This window comes from Candidatus Nitrotoga fabula (assembly GCF_905221025.1).
Lineage (GTDB): Bacteria > Pseudomonadota > Gammaproteobacteria > Burkholderiales > Gallionellaceae > Nitrotoga > Nitrotoga fabula.
Genome location: NZ_CAJNBL010000005.1, coordinates 24,865 through 41,739, shown reverse-complemented (window position 1 = coordinate 41,739; position 16,875 = coordinate 24,865). Strand labels below are relative to the sequence as shown.

The window sequence follows — 16,875 nt, the reverse complement described above, 5'->3', positions numbered from 1 at the left end:
TGCTTGTTCAGGGCTGCCTTTGCATTCAGAACTCAAGTAGTTATTAACCAGTTCTGAAGGAGGAATTTTTTAACCGCGGTATAGCTGAGTACCAACTTGATCTTGTTTATTATGGGAAAGGAATGATCTTCATGAAGAGTTTTGCGAGAAGCTCATAACAAACATAGTAGCTTGTCTGCAATCCTGAGATTCCGGGAATGAAACTTGAAGGCCATGTGGGGTCCTGGTTCAGGATTTGCGTGGGGGCGGGTACTACCGAGAATCCGGCGGAGGAAAAGTCCGTTTTTGCACGTGCCATGTGATAGCTGTGCGTAACCAGTATCACGTGCCTGATGCCCTCTTTTTGCAGTATCGAAGCCGAGAACATTGCATTTTCATGCGTGTTTCTGGATTGATTCTCGCTCCAGCGTACCTTTATTCCAAACTCTTCCTCCAGAGCTGCCTTCATTAGTGTTGCTTCTTGTTCTCCTTCCTGTATCGATCCTCCGCTGACGAGTATCGGCAAACCGGTGATTCTGGCGATTTTTGCTCCGTAACGTACGCGTTCGAGAGTCAGCTGTCCCAGGGTGGCATCACCGTATTCCAGCATGTTGCGGTCTATCCCGGCGCCCGGGATTATGATGGCCCGGGCAAGACGGGTTTCCTTCAGATCAAGCGGGGGAAATGTATCCAGTAATTTTATGAGCTGGTACGAGGCAAATGGACTGGAGAGGATGAGTAAAAGTATCGTCGCAATGAATGCGATTCCCCTGCCGGCCCGAGGAAACCTGGGTATCAGGCAAAGACCAAGAAGGGTGAATAAAATCAAGCCCGTTGGAGGGAGAGCAATGATTTTTGCAATTGTTTTAATCGTAAAAAAATCGGGCATGGCTTGCATTGGATAGAGAGACGCCTGTAGAAATTTCTGATCCGGGATTTTTATTGATTGAATATCCTGTCTGTTTTACAGAATGAAACGGTTTATCCATGAGAGACGGCGCTGTAATTTATTTTCGGTCCGTTCACATATTCTGGAAACGATAGGGTTTAAATGACCTCAAGCGTAGCTTGTTAACGGGTGAATGCCAGAAAGATGACCTGGTTTCGGTATCATTATGGTAAACCGAACTTTTCTGCTGCCATTATAATGGGCCGTGACCATGGGTGTTTACGCATGTTGTGGCTTGCTTAAATGTGATTGCACTGAGACTCTATATTTAATTCAGGTATGGAAATATATTAAATGGCTAAATCCGGTTATCCGGCGGGATTCGTGCAGGACAAGATAAAGGAGGCCAGGAATCTCCATCAGAAGGGGCGTATTGCTCAAGCGAAAGTGCTGTATGAGGAGATACTTAAGGTACAACCCGGAAATCCTGATATGTTACATCTGCTGGGGCTGATCGCCGCCCAGACCAGAAATTTTCGTCATGCAGTGGATTTGATCGAAAAAGCAATTCAAATTCGTCCGGATCACGCGGTCTACTATTGCACCCGAGGTAAAGCGCTGAAGGAGCTTGGACAGCTAAAGGATGCGTTAGCCAGCTTTGACCGTGCCATTGCCATTAAACCGGATTACGCCGAAGCATATTTTAATTGTGGGGTAATTCTGAATGAGATGAAGCAGCCCGTTGTAGCGTTATCCTGTTTTGAGCGGGTTATCGCTATCAAACCTGACCATGCGGAAGCGTTATTTAATCGCGGTTTTACATTGCACATGCTTAAGCAACCGGCGGCTGCGATAGCTAGTTATGACCGTGCCATTGCCATTCAGCCAAATTACGCTGACGCGTATGTTAATCGTGGTGTTGTTCTGAAAGAACTCAAACAGTTCGATGCTGCAATAGCCAGTCTTGATCAGGCCATCGCGATCAGGCCAGATTTTGCCGAAGCATATTCCAACCGGGGGTTGGCACAAAATGAGCGTAAGCATTGGGGATCGGCACTGGATAGTTTTGACCAGGCTATCGTCATCAAACCAAATTACGCTGAAGCGTATTCCAACCGTGGTATTGCTCTGTATGGGCTTAGGAAAACGGATGCGGCACTGGCCAGTTTTGACCGGGCTATTGCTCTCGCGCCTGATTATGCCGAAGCGTATTCTAACCGGGGCCTTGTTTTGTGCGAGCTTAAACAGCTGGAATCTGCTCGGGCTAGTTTAAAAAAAGCGATTGCTCTTAAACCAGATTATGCAGAAGCGTATGTCAATCTTGGTCTTGTGTTGAAAAAGCAGGGGAAATCTGATGCAGCGCTGGCGAGTTTTGATCGGGCCATCGCCATTAAAGCCGATTATGTGGAAGCACATTTTAATCGGGGAAACATACTGGACGATATGACGCAACTGGATGCAGCGTTGGATAGCTATGAGCAGGCAATGACTCATAAACCGGACTGCGAATTCCTTTTTGGAACCTGGCTGCATATGAAGCATCGTCTTTGTGACTGGCAGAATCATGGCGAAACCCTGCATAATTTTCAGGAACAGATTTTTCTCGGTAAAAGCATAACGCCAGCTTTTCCCGTGCTAGCCTTGTTCGACTTTCCGGCCTTGCAAAGGCTGGCCGCAGAAATATCGGTAACTGCCCAACGCCTGCCAGAAAATACCTTGGGTTCTCTTAATAGAAAATGCAGGAACGATAAAATTCGTATTGGGTATTATTCAGCGGATTTTCATAATCATGCAACGGCATTCCTGATGGCGGGTATGTTCGAATCTCATGACTCTTCCAGATTTGAATTGATTGGTTTCTCTTTTGGCCCGGATAAGCATGATGAAATGCGACAACGGATAGCTCCGGTATTTTCCAGATTCATAGATGTTAGAAACATGAGTGACTGCGAAATAGCCATGCGGTCAAGGGAACTGGGAATTGATATTGCGATTGACCTGAAAGGCTACACTCAGGATATGAGGGTTGGAATTTTTGCAGAACGCTGTGCGCCTATACAGGTGAATTACCTTGGTTATCCTGGAACAATGGGAGCACCGTTTATCGACTACATTATTGCAGACAGGGTACTGATTCCCAGAGAAGCGCAGCAGCATTACACAGAGAAAATTGTGTATTTACCCAACAGTTACCAGGTCAATGATGCTAGAAGAGAAATATCTGGCAGGGTTTTTACCAGGGAAGAGTGTGGGTTGCCCGAGGAAGGATTCATTTACTGTTGCTTTAACAATAATTTCAAAATCATGCCGGAAATGTTTGAGACCTGGATGCGGGTTCTAAAAAATGTCCCCGGCAGCTACTTGTGGTTGCTGGAAGATAATCCAACCGCTGTGAAAAACTTGCGTAAAGAAGCGGAGCGAAGAGGGGTGAGCGAAAATCGCCTGATATTCGCCAAACGTATTCCACTGCCAGAACATCTGTCCAGACACCGGCTTGCGGATGTGTTCCTGGATACCTCGCCGTACAACGCCCATACCACTGCCAGCGATGCTTTATGGGCAGGTCTGCCGGTCCTCACTTGCATTGGGACATCCTTTGCCGGCAGGGTTGCAGCCAGCCTTTTGAATGCGATCGGGTTACAGGAGCTCATTGCGCAAACCCGGCAACAATATGAAACGAAAGCCATAGAACTGGCAACTGAGCCGGGTATGCTGGCGGCAATCAGAAAAAAACTTGCGCAAAACAGGCTGACAACGCCGTTGTTTGATACCAAGCTGTTTACGCAGAAACTGGAGTCTGCCTATACGGCAATGTATGAACGGTATCTGGCGGACTTGCCGCCAGAAAATATAGAGATTTTTTAGGATACAGGGATTTCGGGTTTTTAAATATTGCCTGTAAATGAAGCCGTGCCCGACCGGCCTTGTGTAATCAGTTCAGTCAGTGCCATGCTTGGCTTATGACGGTATCAGAAATTGCCGTGTCGGTAAGTGGTGTGCAGGATACCGCCAAATGTTGCAAGATTCAGCGAGATTGATTGACGCCGTCTGGACATAAAAAACCCGCAAAAGCCTTATTCTGTGGGGTTTGTGAGATGATTTGATACGGGTAAAACACAGTGTTGGAGCGGGCGATGGGAATCGAACCCACGGCGCTAGCTTGGGAAGCTAGGGTATTACCATTATACGACGCCCGCTCGGAATGACAGCCTGCATTTTAAGCCCGGAATCGGCTGGTTTCAATATCCCCGGTAATCAGGTGGGGATGTTAGTTGTCTGGTTTGGATAAACGGGGCAATATTGCCGGAGGTCATTTCCTTTCAGGATTGTAGTGAATCGGGATCTCTGAATGAGTCGCACAATTAAATAAAATCTGTTATTCAACAGGATTCGCTGTTGTTTTCTGGCGGTTGGATGAGAACTCTGGGCGGAATGATGGCGCAGTCGCCGGGTGAGGTTTGGGGCTGTGGCTTAGCATATTGATATCGAATCATGCATTTTCGGAAAACAACCGCAAGTTCTCAAGGAATCATGCTGCTGTATATCAAGAAGACCTGTTAATACTCGGTAGTGGAAAAGGGGGAGGCCACGCAGAGCAGGTATCCCACAGATTTCTGGGAATAATTGGAGAGCAGTAGGATTACACTTATCTGATGCCGGCATGTAAAATAGATTGATAATTTTATATTTGCCAGGAATATGTCAGTGATTGCAGTCATCATTAATGGCGAGCTTCGCCAGTTTGATCATCCGATTACCCTGGTCACGCTGCTTGAACAGATGCAGCTGAACGGGAAGCGCATTGCCCTGGAACGCAATGGTGAAATTGTTCCTCGTGGGCAATTTGACCAGCAGTTGCTTGAAAACGGTGACCGGCTGGAAATTGTCGTTGCCGTCGGTGGTGGTTAATTACGGAACTTAAATACATGAACCAGGATAACTTGCTCATTGCGGGCAAAACCTATCGCTCGCGCCTGCTGATAGGCACGGGAAAATACAGGGATTTTAGCGAAACCCGGGCAGCGGTGGAGGCCAGCGGAGCCGAGATCATTACCATTGCCATTCGTCGCAGCAACATCGGGCAGAACCCGAACGAACCGAATTTGCTGGATATCCTTCCCCCGTCCAGATATACCCTGCTCCCGAATACGGCAGGCTGCTACAGTGCGAACGATGCAGTACGTACCCTGCGTCTTGCCCGTGAACTGCTGAACGGGCATAGCCTGGTCAAGCTTGAGGTATTGGGGGATCCGCAATCGTTGTACCCGAATGTGGTGGAGACCATTGCTGCTGCGAAAATACTGGTGGCGGAAGGATTCCAGGTGATGGTGTACACGTCGGATGACCCCATTGTTGCAAAGCAGCTGGAAGATGTCGGATGTGTTGCAATCATGCCGTTGGCTTCGCTGATCGGCTCCGGAATGGGGATTCTCAACCCATGGAACCTGCAGCTGATCATGGAGCGCGTTCAAGTACCGGTTATTGTGGATGCAGGAGTAGGTACTGCATCCGACGCTGCCATTGCCATGGAGCTTGGTTGCCATGGCGTGCTGATGAATACCGCCATTGCTGCGGCGCAGCAACCGGTATGGATGGCATCTGCCATGAAAGCGGCTGTGGAGGCGGGGCGCCTAGCATATCTGGCTGGGCGCATGCCCAAAAAACTGTATAGCGCTTCGCCAAGCTCCCCTGTCAGTGGGTTAATTAGTTAATGCCGTCGCGTTCTAGCCATATTCGCAGTTATGTGCTGCGACAGGGGCGTATTTCCAATGCGCAGCAGCGCTGTCTGGATCACCTTTGGCCGGTGTATGGCATTCCATATTCCCAGCAGCCACTGTACATGGGACAGGTTTTTGGGAGGGATGCAACCAGAATTCTGGAAATTGGTTTTGGCATGGGTGAAACCACGGCTGCCATTGCGCAGGCGCATCCGCAAAATGATTATCTTGCCTTGGAAGTGCACACTCCGGGTGTGGGAAGTTTGCTCAAGCAGATTGAAGAAGCAGGCTTGAAAAATATCCGTATCATCCAGCATGACGCAGTTGAAGTGATACGCGATATGCTGACCGATAGCGTTCTGGATGGGGTGCATATTTTTTTCCCGGACCCATGGCACAAGGCGCGTCATAACAAGCGCCGCTTGATTCAGCCGGCGTTTGTGAAACAGCTGGCAGCCCGGATCAGGGTGGGCGGATATATCCATGTTGCCACCGACTGGCAGGATTACGCGGAACAGGTGCTGGAAGTGCTCAGAAGTGAGCCATCGCTGGAGAATGATGCGGTGGATTATGCTTCCCGGCCGGCGTATCGTCCGCTCACAAAATTTGAACAGCGTGGTTTGCGCCTGGGACACGGTGTGTGGGATCTGATATTCCGGAAGAAGCCCTGATTCCAGATGCGAAATGACTATGGTGGCCTTTCCGGGCGCTCATGAGTCGCGCAAAAAAATCTGCAGCAGGTCATTCAGAAAATTTCGCCCCAGTTCGGTTGGTGCAATGCGCTGCAGGTCGCGTGTAATCAGCCCCCGATGTTCCGCCTGCTCCAGCTCATTGCGGATCAGCAGCAAAGATAGACCGGTGCGCTCGGCAAACAGGGTGTCCGCAAACCCCTGATTCAGGCGCAATGCATTCATCATGAATTCAAACGGCAGATCTTCCCGCTTTACTGCGTGTTCAGTCTGTACCGGCGAGCTTTGTGATACCTGTTGCATATAGGCTTGCGGCTGCTTGTAGCGCATCTGGCGCATTACTCTATCCGGAAAACTCAGTTTGCTGTGTGCGCCTGCCCCTATGCCCAGATAGTCGCCAAATTTCCAGTAATTGAGGTTGTGGCGCGCCTGTTTCCCCGGTTGTGAAAAAGCCGAGGTTTCGTAATGCACGTAACCATTCAGGGCCAGCGTCTGCTCGATTTCACGCTGCATGAGGCCGCACAGATCCTCTCCCGGCAAGGGGGGCGGATAACGGTGAAACAGGGTATTGGGTTCCAGGGTAAGGTTGTAGCAGGATAAATGCTGTGGGGAAAATTCCAGTGCAGTGCGGATATCCTGCATTGCTTCCTCCTGCGTTTGTTGCGGCAGACCGTACATCAGATCCAGGTTGATGTTGTCAAAATGCTGCCGGGCAAGTTCTATGGCACGCTTTGCTCCGGATGCATCGTGGATGCGTCCGAGTGACCTGAGATGAATGTCATTGAAGCTCTGGATGCCCAGGGATAACCGGTTGATGCCGGCATTGCGGAATCCGGAAAATTTATCCGTCTCAACGGTTCCCGGATTGGCTTCCAGCGTGATTTCTGCACCATGATCCAGCGGCAGCAGCATGCGCACAGTAGCAAGAATTTGCTCCATCGCATGCATGGAAAACAGACTGGGTGTGCCGCCGCCGATAAATACGGTGTACACTTTGCGTCCCCATATTTGCGGCAGGGCCAGTTCCAGATCACGTGTCAGAGCTGCCACATATTCCTGTTCCGGCAGGGTATCACGTGCTTCATGTGAATTAAAATCACAATACGGGCACTTGCGCATGCACCATGGAATATGGATATACAAAGACAAAGGAGGCAAAGCGTCCAGGCGGATTTCTTGCGTCCTGGAGTCAAGCGGGTGAAAAAGATGAATATTTGTGGACATGATTGTTTCGACGGAGAAAATAAAAATGGAACAGGCAACGTTTGCAGCAGGGTGCTTCTGGGGTGTGGAAGCCGCATTCCGGCAGATTCCAGGTGTACAGGACACAAGTGTCGGCTATACCGGCGGCAACACCCCCAATCCAACTTACCAGGAAGTATGCACAGGCAGAACCGGTCATGCAGAGGCAGTGCAGGTTACATTCGATCCGGGACAGGTCAGTTACCGGCAATTACTGGATGTTTTCTGGCAATGCCATGATCCGACGCAGCTTAACCGTCAGGGGCCGGATACAGGTACGCAATATCGTTCTGCCATATTTTTCCATACTCCGCAACAGGAATCTGCTGCACAAGCTTCCAAAATCCAGCAGGAAAGCAGCGGGCGATACCACAAACCAATCGTTACCGAGATCGTACCCGCCTCAACGTATCATTATGCCGAGGAATATCACCAGCAGTATCTGGAAAAACGCGGCCAGTCGCGCTGTCATTAAAACCTTCATGAAAGTTGCGGTTCTTTTGTTCGTGAAAAGAGTTGAAAATCCGGTTGTTTGCCGGTGATATGGCCACCGCTGGTGCGGAACAATAATCGCAGCAGTCATGGGTTCGGCGCTTTACCGGTCAAGCCGCATTTTTTGCAGTAGCGCATCCAGAGCCTGGGCACGGTGACTGATCCTGGCTTTCTCGTCCCTGGACAATTCCGCGCTCATTTTGTTGAGTTGCGGAATCCAGAATAGCGGATCGTAGCCGAACCCCCCTTCTCCACGCATCTCCAGTGCAATTTCTCCGTGCCATTCGCCTTCTGCAATCAGTGGTTGCGGATCGTTTGCATGGTGCACCAGAACTAAAACGCAATAATAATGCGCGCGCCGGTCTGTCACCCCTTGCATCATGTGCAGCAATTTTTCATTGTTCCGTGCGTCTGATCCGGGTTCGCCAGCAAAGCGTGCCGAAAGCACACCAGGCGCACCATCCAGGGCGGCCACGCAGATTCCGGAGTCATCCGCAAGCGCAGGCAGCCCGCTGATGCGGCTGACATGGCGTGCCTTGGCCAGAGCATTTTCAATGAAGGTGCAGTGAGGTTCTTCAGCTTCGTCTATACCCAGCTGGGCTTGGGTAAGAATTTCCATATCCAGGGGTGCAAGCGTAAGCTGAAATTCGCGTAACTTGCCGGGATTGCCGGAAGCAATGACCAGTTTGCGCATGGCGGTTATTTTCCTAGTACCATGCGCTGTACTTCAATTAATTGCGCGATGCCGGATTGTGCCAGATCGAGCATGGCATTGATTTCAGAGCGGCTGAAAGCATGACCCTCTGCCGTACCCTGCACTTCTATGAAATGACCGCTGCCGGTCATCACCACATTCATGTCCGTGTCGCACAACGAATCTTCGGTGTAGTCAAGATCCAGTACCGGAACCCCTTGAAAAATTCCCACCGAGATTGCGGCAACGAAATCGCGTATCGTGTCAGGGCCGGCCAGCGTCTGGCGAATCAGGCCATTGATGGCGTCATGCACGGCGACAAATGCCCCGGTAATGCTTGCGGTGCGGGTGCCACCATCGGCCTGGATCACGTCGCAGTCTACCTGAATGGTGCGTTCGCCCAATTGTTTTAAATCCACTACAGAACGCAAACTGCGGCCGATCAGGCGCTGGATTTCCTGTGTGCGCCCGGACTGCTTTCCTTTCGCAGCCTCACGGCTCATGCGGCTACCGGTAGAGCGTGGCAGCATGCCGTATTCCGCGGTAACCCATCCTTCCCCGGAGCCCTTTTTATGGGGTGGCACACGCTCTTCCAGGCTGGCGGTACAAATCACCTTCGTGTCGCCATACTCAATCAGCACCGAGCCTTCGGCATGTTTGGTGTAATGGCGTGTGATGTGGACGGAGCGGAGCTGGTCCGGTAGTCTCTGACTGGGGCGCATAAAAATAATCCTGGTCTGAATGAAACGGAGCACATTATATCTCTTCGTGATTTCATGCCATTGCAAAATGCGGAGCGCCCCCGGAAGTGCCATGCTGGCCTGCCCGGGATGCTTGACATGATTCATGACACGCAATCGTCATATAATGCATTTTTCGTATTCGCCTCGGGCCCGAAAAGAAGGCATGGTCAGGTATCCATGAAGAATCATGGCATGCACCATAGCCGGGCTGGCACTTGATTATTTTTGGAGTTTGCATGATTTTCAGCATGACCGGCTTTGCTTCTGTCGCAACAGAACTGGATTTTGGATCGCTTGCGGTGGAGCTGCGTGCGGTCAATCACCGTTACCTCGATCTTCAGGTGCGCATGCCTGATGAACTGCGAATGCTGGAGCCCATGCTGCGAGAAATTCTCGCTGCCGGGCTGACGCGCGGCAAGGTGGAATGCCGGGTTGCCTTTTCGGCACGGCAATCCGGGCAAAACCCGGCGCAGATCAACCTATCCCTGGTGCAGCTGCTTGCGCAGTGGAGCCGGGAGGTGCAGGACATTCTGCCCGGGGCATCAGGGCTGAGCGTGGCGGATGTGCTGCGGTGGAATGGAGTGCTGCAGAATCCGTCTGCGCCCGCCGATACCCTGCAGGCCATATTGCCCGATCTGGTGCGCCAGGTGTTGCGCGAATTTACTGAAGCCCGCAGACGGGAAGGGGAAAAAATGCAGGATTTCCTGCAACAGCGCATAGAACAAATTGAAACCCTGTGTGCCACGGTTGCTCCGCGCATTCCGGCGGCTATTGCGGCATATGAGGAAAAGCTGGCTGCCCGTTTGCAAACGGTTTTGCAAACGGGAGAGGATGAACGCCTGAGACAGGAAATTACACTGTTTGCCAGCAAGATTGACGTGGATGAAGAACTGACTCGTTTGCAGGCCCATCTGACAGAAATGAAGCGGGTGCTGGCCAAAGGAGGGGTGGCAGGCAAGCGGCTGGACTTCCTGATGCAGGAACTGCACCGCGAAGCGAATACGCTGGGCGCAAAATCCGTCGATGCGGAAGTGTCGCGTGTGTCCATGGAAATGAAACTGATCATTGAACAGATGCGCGAACAAATTCAGAACATTGAATGATGTTTCAGCTGGCTGTATGCCATTTCGGTAATCTGGATAAGCCGCTATAAATGCGGCTTTTTTACATCTTCTGATTGCGTGTCATGTCAGAAAAACGCATTGTTTCCATACACTGGTCAATGTACCAGATGGATTTGTGTTGCATATTTTCTGATGTTTGGAATGGAGGGGATATGGGCGAGTGAACTGATATGCACGCCAGTTCATGTTTAAATTTCCTGAAAATATCGACACGTCATGCGTAAGGAGACAGTTTATGTCGATTGTATCGACATGTAATGAGTGGCAGGCATGGATATGTTGAAGACATCGACCTATGGCTGCGTTTTGTAGTGTCCTGGTCACGATGCTTTGTACGCGAGGCTGGTGCCGGATAGGGTGCTGCGTCAGTTGCCCAGGCTGGCAATGCGTGCAAATTCCGCTATTCCCAGGTTTTCTGCGCGCAGTTGTGGGTCGATTTGCAGGTGTACAAAATCATTTTCCGTCAGATAGGCCTTAAGGGTGTTGCGCAGGGTTTTTCGGCGCTGGGAGAAAGCGGCGCTGACGATCTGTGCGAACCGGTTTTCATTTGTTACCAGAATGTCGCCTGCCGGCAGGGGAATCATGCGAACTATGGCAGAGTCCACCTTGGGAGCGGGGCGGAATGATCCGGGGGGGACATCGAGCAGTTTCTCCATATGGAAACGGTATTGCAGCATGACCGACAGGCGGCCGTAGGCCGGGGTCGATGGCCTGGCGACCATGCGTTCCACCACTTCGTTCTGCAGCATGAAGTGCATGTCGCGGATGTGCTCGCGGTAGCCGGAGAAATGGAACAGCAGCGGCGAAGAAATGTTATAGGGCAGATTCCCCACGATGCGCAGCGGGGCGGGCAGTTGCGCCAGATCAAACTCCAGCGCATCTCCTGCATGGATGATCAGACGGTCCCGAGGGAAATTTCCTTCCAGATAGGCGATGATGTCGCGGTCGATTTCCACTACGTGCAGCTGGTTCAGGCGCTGTAACAGTGGGCGGGTCAGCGCGCCCAGTCCGGGGCCGATTTCCACCATGTTGTCCGTTGTCTCAGGGTGGATTATGTGGAGGATGGCGGCAATGATCTGTTCATCCACCAAAAAATTCTGCCCGAACCGTTTGCGTGCCCTATGCATTGGAATACCGGGGACGCTTCATCCCCACGCCAGTGAAAATCTGGTTAAACAAAAAAACAGGATTCCTGCTCAAGGCCAAGAAGGAGCAAGCCCGTCGTGGCGGGCCATGTCCTTCGCCACCTGGATCGCTTCCAGCAGGCTGCCTGCCTCTGCCTTGCCGCTGCCGGCGAGTTCCAGAGCCGTGCCGTGATCCACGGAGGTGCGGATGATCGGCAGGCCCAGTGTAACATTGACTCCCCGCCCGAAGCTGGCATATTTCAGAACCGGCAACCCCTGGTCATGGTACATGGCCAGCACGCAATCGCATTGTTCCAGTCTCTGCGGGGTAAAAAGCGTGTCGGCGGGCAAGGGCGGGCTGACATGCATTCCCTGCGTACGCAGCCGATCCAGCACCGGAATCATGATCCTGATTTCTTCGTCGCCAAGGTAGCCGCCCTCTCCCGCGTGAGGGTTCAGTCCCGCTACCAGGATGCGCGGCATGGCAATGCCGAAGCGCCGCACCAGATCGCGCTGAATGATCTGTAGCGCGCTTTCCAGCAATTCCGGGGTGATTGCATTCGCGACCTGACGCAGAGGCAGGTGCGTGGTGGCAAGCGCAACCCGCATGCCGCCGCCCGCAAGCATCATCACCACCTGCCCGGCGTGTAGCTTTTCGGCCAGGAATTCGGTGTGCCCGGTAAAAGGGATGCCGGCATCGTTGATCACGCCCTTATGCACCGGTAGGGTAACCATGCCTGAAAACTCCCCGGCCTGGCAACCCTGCATGGCACGAACCAGCAGGTCGAGGACATACGGGCTGTTGTCCGGGTCAAGTTGCCCGGCCTGAACGGGGCGGGGCGCCGGCACATGCAGCACGCGCAAATGGCCCGGCGGCAGAAGGGAGCATTGATGCGGGTCGTAGTCGTGCCACCGGATATTCAGTCCCAGCCTCGCTGCGCGTTGCTGCAGCACGTCCCTGTCTGCAAGTACCACGAAAGCCTGCCCGGATTCCTGCCATGCCAGCCGGTTACACAGGTCGGGGCCGATGCCGGCCGGTTCGCCGGAGGTGATCGCCAGCAACGTAGGCTGTGTCATTTTGCGGTATTTTCTGATTTTTCCAGGCGATTCTCGATGGTGGCCGAGTCGCGCAGCTGGCGCAGCCAGTCCTGATAGGCAGTTTCGGATTTATATGAACGAATCGCCATTTGCGCCTGCTGTTTTTTCTGCTTGAGGCTTACATCGGTATCCCGGCGTTCAAGGACCTGTATCAGGTGCCAGCCAAAGGTCGACTGTACCAAATCGCTGATCTGTCCGGGCTCCAGTTCGTTCATCGCTTTCTCGAATTCCGGCACCGTTTCGCCAGGCGAGATCCAGCCCAAATCCCCGCCCTGCATGGCGCTCCCATCTTCCGAATGCAGTTTCGCTTCCTTGGCAAAATCCGCCCCCTTCCCGATGCGCTCCTTAACGGCCATCAGGCGACTCTTGGCCTCGGCTTCCGGCACCAGTTCGCTGGTCTTGATCAGGATATGGCGCACGTGGGCCTGTGAAATAACCACCGGTTGTTCCTTGCTGCGCTTTTCAATCAGCTTGAGGATGTGGAAGCCATTAGGGCTGCGAAAAATCGGACTGATGCCTCCAGGCCCAATTTTCTCCAGTACATTCAGGAAGATGGCGGGGATGCGGTCAGCCGGGCGCCAGCCAAGGTTACCACCTTCCAGTGCGTCCTTGGCATCTGAAAACCCTGCCGCCACCTGTGCGAAATCTGCTCCGCCCTGCAACTGTGCCAATGCCTGTTCGGCCTGTTTTCGGATTTCCTGGATCTTCTCGGCGCTGGCCTGTTCCGGTACCATGATCAAGATGTGGGCCAGATGAAACTCTTCCCCTTTCCCGGCCTGCTTGGCCTGATTGGCAAGGTAATTTTCCACTTCGCCATCGCTGATGATCAGTTTACTGTCCACTTCCCGTTCGCGCAAACGAGCGAAAATAATTTCGCTGCGGATATCCTCCCGGAATTTCCTGAAAACAATCCCTTCCTTTTCCAGCTGAGCGCGAAAATCCCCCAGGGATGTGAATTTATTATCCTTTGCCATTCGCTGGAGGGCCTTGTCGAGCTGGACATCATCCACGCGGATCCCGGTATCCTTGGCAAACTGGACCTGCAGCATCTCCGTGATCATGCGTTCCAGAACCTGTTTCTCCAGTAGATCGGTGTCCGGTAGCGGCGTGCCCTGCTTGGACAACTGGTTCTCTGCGAGGGCGATTCGTTCCTCCAGCTCGTAACGGGTAATCGCGTCATTGTTCACCACTGCAACAATCTCATCGATCAATTCCGAGTCGCCGGAGGTTGTGCTTCGCCTGGATTTTCTGGGGGGGCGTGCGACAACGGCAGGTGTGGCAATGGCAGGCGCAACCGCCTCATCCGGGTGAGGCAGGCTGGCTGAATCCGGTACAGTGCTGCTTGAATCCGGAGGGGACGGGTCAGCAGCCGGGGCGGCCGTGGTCATGGGTCCTGTATCTTTTTCGGGATTCTCGGGGTTGCTTGCAGTTGCAGCGGTTTTTTTCAAATCGGCGTCAGGGGAGGCAGGTTTGGCTGCGGCTTTTTTCCTCGGGGCAACGGGGGATTTTTTTTTGGATGGGAGGGAGGCTTTTTTCAGGCCGGAGGCAGAAACTGACCGGGAGCTTGCTTTCGATTTTCCTGCCAGAGCCGTTTTCGTGCGGGCGACAGGCGGCTTGACTACCAGCTTTTGCGATCCGGTCTTTTTCGGAGCAGTTTCGGCCTGTTTCGGAGCAACTACAGCCTGTTTCGGAGTGCTGCCCCCGGGATTTTGCAAATCAGCGGCGGAGAGGGGGGCGATGCAGGTCACTGAAAAAAGGCTGGCCAGCAGCAGCTGGATATACGGCATAATAATTTGAATTCCTAAGTAAAATCGGGTCAACGCAAGCCCTGTTCCGGGTTGTATTTTGGAGGCTCGTTCAGTTTCTGGAAGCCGATAATGCCCTGTCGCAAGACATTCAGCGGATCAGAACCCAGTCTGGCCAGCCCATTCAGTTCCAGTTGCGCGAATATACCGGTCGCGTAGTCGTTGGTGGCGGTAACAAAGCGTTGCGCCACTACCCGGACTGCCCAGCAGTCTTCATTATACTCAAGCCCGGCGATCATTTCCAAAAGGCGGCTATCCTGCAGGGAATAATTCCAGCGGCCCATCGCATACCATTTTTTCCAAAGCGGCCACTGTGTTGAAATATCCATCTGGCGCAGGCTGTTACGGGTGAAGCGATAACCCAGATTCAGTACTTTCCCGGCTTCTGGGCGATAACGGAGACCCAGGTTGATTCTTTCGTCGCGCCATTCGTTGGGGTTGTACTGGTAGGCGCCGTTCAGCGATAGTGCGGGGGTAACCTGGCCCATGACCGCAAACAGGATATCCGATGTATTGGTTGTAGCGGTTTCAGGGGCAATCAGGTTGACCTGCGGGGTCCTGAAGCTGAAGCGCTGTCCCAGAGCTATGCGTAGCCGTTCCGCTCCGTCTTTCGCCGACAGCAGGCGTGAGGTAAGCGCGTAGGTCATGGAGGTGGCGTCCCCGACACGGTCATGACCGAAAAAGCGGCTTTCGGTAAACATCTGGGCAAAATTGAAATCCGCCTGGGCCGTATCGAAATTCGGTAGCATATCCTGGTTTTTGTAGGGGACGTGCAGGAAATAAACGCGTGGTTCCAGTGTTTGCAGGTAATCCTTTCCGCCCAGCTTCCAGTCGCGCTCCAGTACCAGGCCACTGTCCAGGCTGACGATCGGCAATATGCGCGTCGGACTGGTCGAACCTTCCCCGGAATAATTGGAACCCAGAGAATACTGGGTGAAATGCACGCCCACCTTCGGAGTCAGGAAATACGACGGGGAGTTTGAAAGCGGGTAGCTGATGCTCGGGTACATCACCAGGCGTTGTCCGCTGACCAGGGACGAGTGGCTAAAGCTGGTAAATTCGCCGATCATCCCAAAGTCCGCGTTTCCCAGCTGGCGCCGCGCGCCCAGGGTAACCTGGGGCAGGCGCTGGTAAGGCTTTATGATCGGGGCCCCGGGATCTTGCAGGGTCTGGTAGGACTGCATCCGTACCGCGGTATTCCACCACCCGCCGGAATAGCCCAGCATCCCCTCGCGCACCAGGTTGACCATCGATGTGGTGCTGACCGTGTTCGTAAGGTCGCGAAAATAATTATTGTCCGAAACATGGTTGAGGTTGGCCGATGCCACCAGCCCGTTGCCGAAATTCTGGAAATGCTTCAGGGCAGTACGGTAGCGGGTAGTATCCGTCATCGCATCATTGGGCAGGATGTCCAGATGGGCCTCGCCGCCATACGCGGAACCCATGTAGCGGAACTCGTTGTTGATCTGCAGGCCCCGTTTGGTCATCACGCGCGGGGTAATGGTGGCATCGCGGTTGGGAGCAATGTTCCAGTAATAGGGCATGGAGATTTCATTGCCGCTTTTCCGGGTATTCCCGTACACCGGACTGAGAAAACCTGACTTGCGCTGTTCGCTGAGCGCAAAACTCATCTTCGGCACGTACAGGATCGGCACCCCCATGAATTCCACGCGAGCATTGCGTGCCAATCCCTCCTGACGGACATTGTCAATATCCAGGGAACCCGCCTTGACCAGCCAGTCTTCATCTTCAATCGAACAGGTGGTGAATTCAACGTTTTTTGCAGAATACTGCTGCTTGCCCGCCATGTGCAGGTTTTCCGCCCGTCCGCGTCCATTCATCGCGGGAAACTGGAATGCAGGGGTGGTGATATCCCCGATATTCGTATCCAGATTCAGCTTGACATGCGGCCCCTGCATTTTGATGTCCTGCATTTCGAGGCGCACGTTGCCCTGCGCAATCAGGTCACTGCTGGTCTGGTCGTAGACTACATTGTCCGCGAATACGGTCTGTCCCCGCTTGCGCAGCTCAACCTCCCCACGGGCAACGATCTTGCCCTTGGTTTGGCCTTCCACTTGTTTGGCTGCGACGTAGGCGGGGGTGTCCTCACTGCTTTTGGGTAAATTCATGAACGTGCGGTCCAGCTTCAGCTGTAGTGTCTCGCCCTGGGCATAAACCACGGGTATCAGTGCGCAAAAAAGGGATAGCGCAAGGAGGCGAAAGTGAGGGTGCATGAAACAGCGTCGGAGGATTCAAGATGCTAAAATCGCACAAAATG

General features: G+C 52.9%; 14 protein-coding genes and 1 tRNA gene. 6 read left to right on the top strand and 9 right to left on the bottom strand.

The window, feature by feature from the left end:
* Positions 1 to 109: 109 nt before the first annotated feature.
* The gene (locus KJA68_RS01130; protein ID WP_213035084.1) at positions 110 to 868 is read right to left on the bottom strand and encodes a YdcF family protein; all 759 of its coding nucleotides are present in this window, start codon (positions 866 to 868) and stop codon (positions 110 to 112) included.
* Positions 869 to 1,222: 354 nt separating this feature from the next.
* Here KJA68_RS01130 and KJA68_RS01125 point away from each other — a divergent pair, with 354 nt between their 5' ends.
* Positions 1,223 to 3,733, top strand: a complete 2,511-nt coding sequence (locus tag KJA68_RS01125; protein ID WP_213035083.1) for a tetratricopeptide repeat protein — start codon at positions 1,223 to 1,225, stop codon at positions 3,731 to 3,733.
* 258 nt (positions 3,734 to 3,991) lie between these two features.
* On the opposite strand, the gene KJA68_RS01120 is transcribed toward KJA68_RS01125, so the two are convergent.
* Positions 3,992 to 4,065 (bottom strand) — tRNA-Gly (locus tag KJA68_RS01120).
* A 508-nt stretch (positions 4,066 to 4,573) separates the two neighbouring features.
* Here KJA68_RS01120 and thiS point away from each other — a divergent pair.
* From thiS to trmB, 3 genes are read left to right on the top strand one after another with little or no spacing between them, the layout of a single operon-like run.
* On the top strand, positions 4,574 to 4,777 hold the full coding sequence (gene thiS / locus KJA68_RS01115) for a sulfur carrier protein ThiS (protein WP_213035252.1): 204 nt from the start codon (positions 4,574 to 4,576) through the stop codon (positions 4,775 to 4,777).
* A 17-nt stretch (positions 4,778 to 4,794) separates the two neighbouring features.
* Entirely contained in the window at positions 4,795 to 5,580 is a 786-nt protein-coding gene (locus KJA68_RS01110) for a thiazole synthase (RefSeq protein ID WP_213035082.1), read from the top strand.
* Positions 5,580 to 6,257 carry a tRNA (guanosine(46)-N7)-methyltransferase TrmB gene (gene trmB / locus KJA68_RS01105; RefSeq protein WP_213035081.1) on the top strand — a complete coding sequence of 226 codons (678 nt, stop codon included), beginning with the start codon at positions 5,580 to 5,582 and terminating at the stop codon, positions 6,255 to 6,257. Before KJA68_RS01110 ends, trmB begins: the two co-directional genes overlap by 1 nt.
* Before the next feature lie 39 nt (positions 6,258 to 6,296).
* Here the strand turns inward: trmB and hemW are convergent, their stop codons facing one another.
* On the bottom strand, positions 6,297 to 7,499 hold the full coding sequence (gene hemW / locus KJA68_RS01100; RefSeq protein ID WP_213035080.1) for a radical SAM family heme chaperone HemW: 1,203 nt from the start codon (positions 7,497 to 7,499) through the stop codon (positions 6,297 to 6,299).
* Positions 7,500 to 7,524: 25 nt separating this feature from the next.
* On the opposite strand from hemW, the gene msrA reads away from it, so the two are divergent.
* Positions 7,525 to 7,992 carry a peptide-methionine (S)-S-oxide reductase MsrA gene (gene msrA, locus KJA68_RS01095; RefSeq protein ID WP_213035079.1) on the top strand — a complete coding sequence of 156 codons (468 nt, stop codon included), beginning with the start codon at positions 7,525 to 7,527 and terminating at the stop codon, positions 7,990 to 7,992.
* A gap of 120 nt (positions 7,993 to 8,112) precedes the next feature.
* Here the strand turns inward: msrA and rdgB are convergent, their stop codons facing one another.
* On the bottom strand, positions 8,113 to 8,703 hold the full coding sequence (rdgB, locus tag KJA68_RS01090; RefSeq protein ID WP_213035078.1) for an RdgB/HAM1 family non-canonical purine NTP pyrophosphatase: 591 nt from the start codon (positions 8,701 to 8,703) through the stop codon (positions 8,113 to 8,115).
* Positions 8,704 to 8,708: 5 nt separating this feature from the next.
* On the bottom strand, positions 8,709 to 9,425 hold the full coding sequence (rph, locus tag KJA68_RS01085; RefSeq protein WP_213035251.1) for a ribonuclease PH: 717 nt from the start codon (positions 9,423 to 9,425) through the stop codon (positions 8,709 to 8,711).
* 257 nt (positions 9,426 to 9,682) lie between these two features.
* Here rph and KJA68_RS01080 point away from each other — a divergent pair, with 257 nt between their 5' ends.
* Complete coding sequence (locus KJA68_RS01080) at positions 9,683 to 10,549, top strand: YicC/YloC family endoribonuclease (protein WP_213035077.1); 867 nt, start codon at positions 9,683 to 9,685, stop codon at positions 10,547 to 10,549.
* 386 nt (positions 10,550 to 10,935) lie between these two features.
* On the opposite strand, the gene rsmA is transcribed toward KJA68_RS01080, so the two are convergent.
* From rsmA to KJA68_RS01060, 4 genes are all read right to left on the bottom strand, one after another.
* On the bottom strand, positions 10,936 to 11,697 hold the full coding sequence (gene rsmA / locus KJA68_RS01075) for a 16S rRNA (adenine(1518)-N(6)/adenine(1519)-N(6))-dimethyltransferase RsmA (RefSeq protein ID WP_213035076.1): 762 nt from the start codon (positions 11,695 to 11,697) through the stop codon (positions 10,936 to 10,938).
* Positions 11,698 to 11,766: 69 nt separating this feature from the next.
* Complete coding sequence (gene pdxA, locus KJA68_RS01070) at positions 11,767 to 12,771, bottom strand: 4-hydroxythreonine-4-phosphate dehydrogenase PdxA (protein ID WP_213035075.1); 1,005 nt, start codon at positions 12,769 to 12,771, stop codon at positions 11,767 to 11,769.
* The gene (locus KJA68_RS01065; RefSeq protein WP_246487011.1) at positions 12,768 to 14,579 is read right to left on the bottom strand and encodes a peptidylprolyl isomerase; all 1,812 of its coding nucleotides are present in this window, start codon (positions 14,577 to 14,579) and stop codon (positions 12,768 to 12,770) included. Before KJA68_RS01065 ends, pdxA begins: the two co-directional genes overlap by 4 nt.
* A gap of 29 nt (positions 14,580 to 14,608) precedes the next feature.
* Positions 14,609 to 16,831 carry an LPS-assembly protein LptD gene (locus tag KJA68_RS01060; RefSeq protein ID WP_213035074.1) on the bottom strand — a complete coding sequence of 741 codons (2,223 nt, stop codon included), beginning with the start codon at positions 16,829 to 16,831 and terminating at the stop codon, positions 14,609 to 14,611.
* Positions 16,832 to 16,875: the final 44 nt, after the last annotated feature.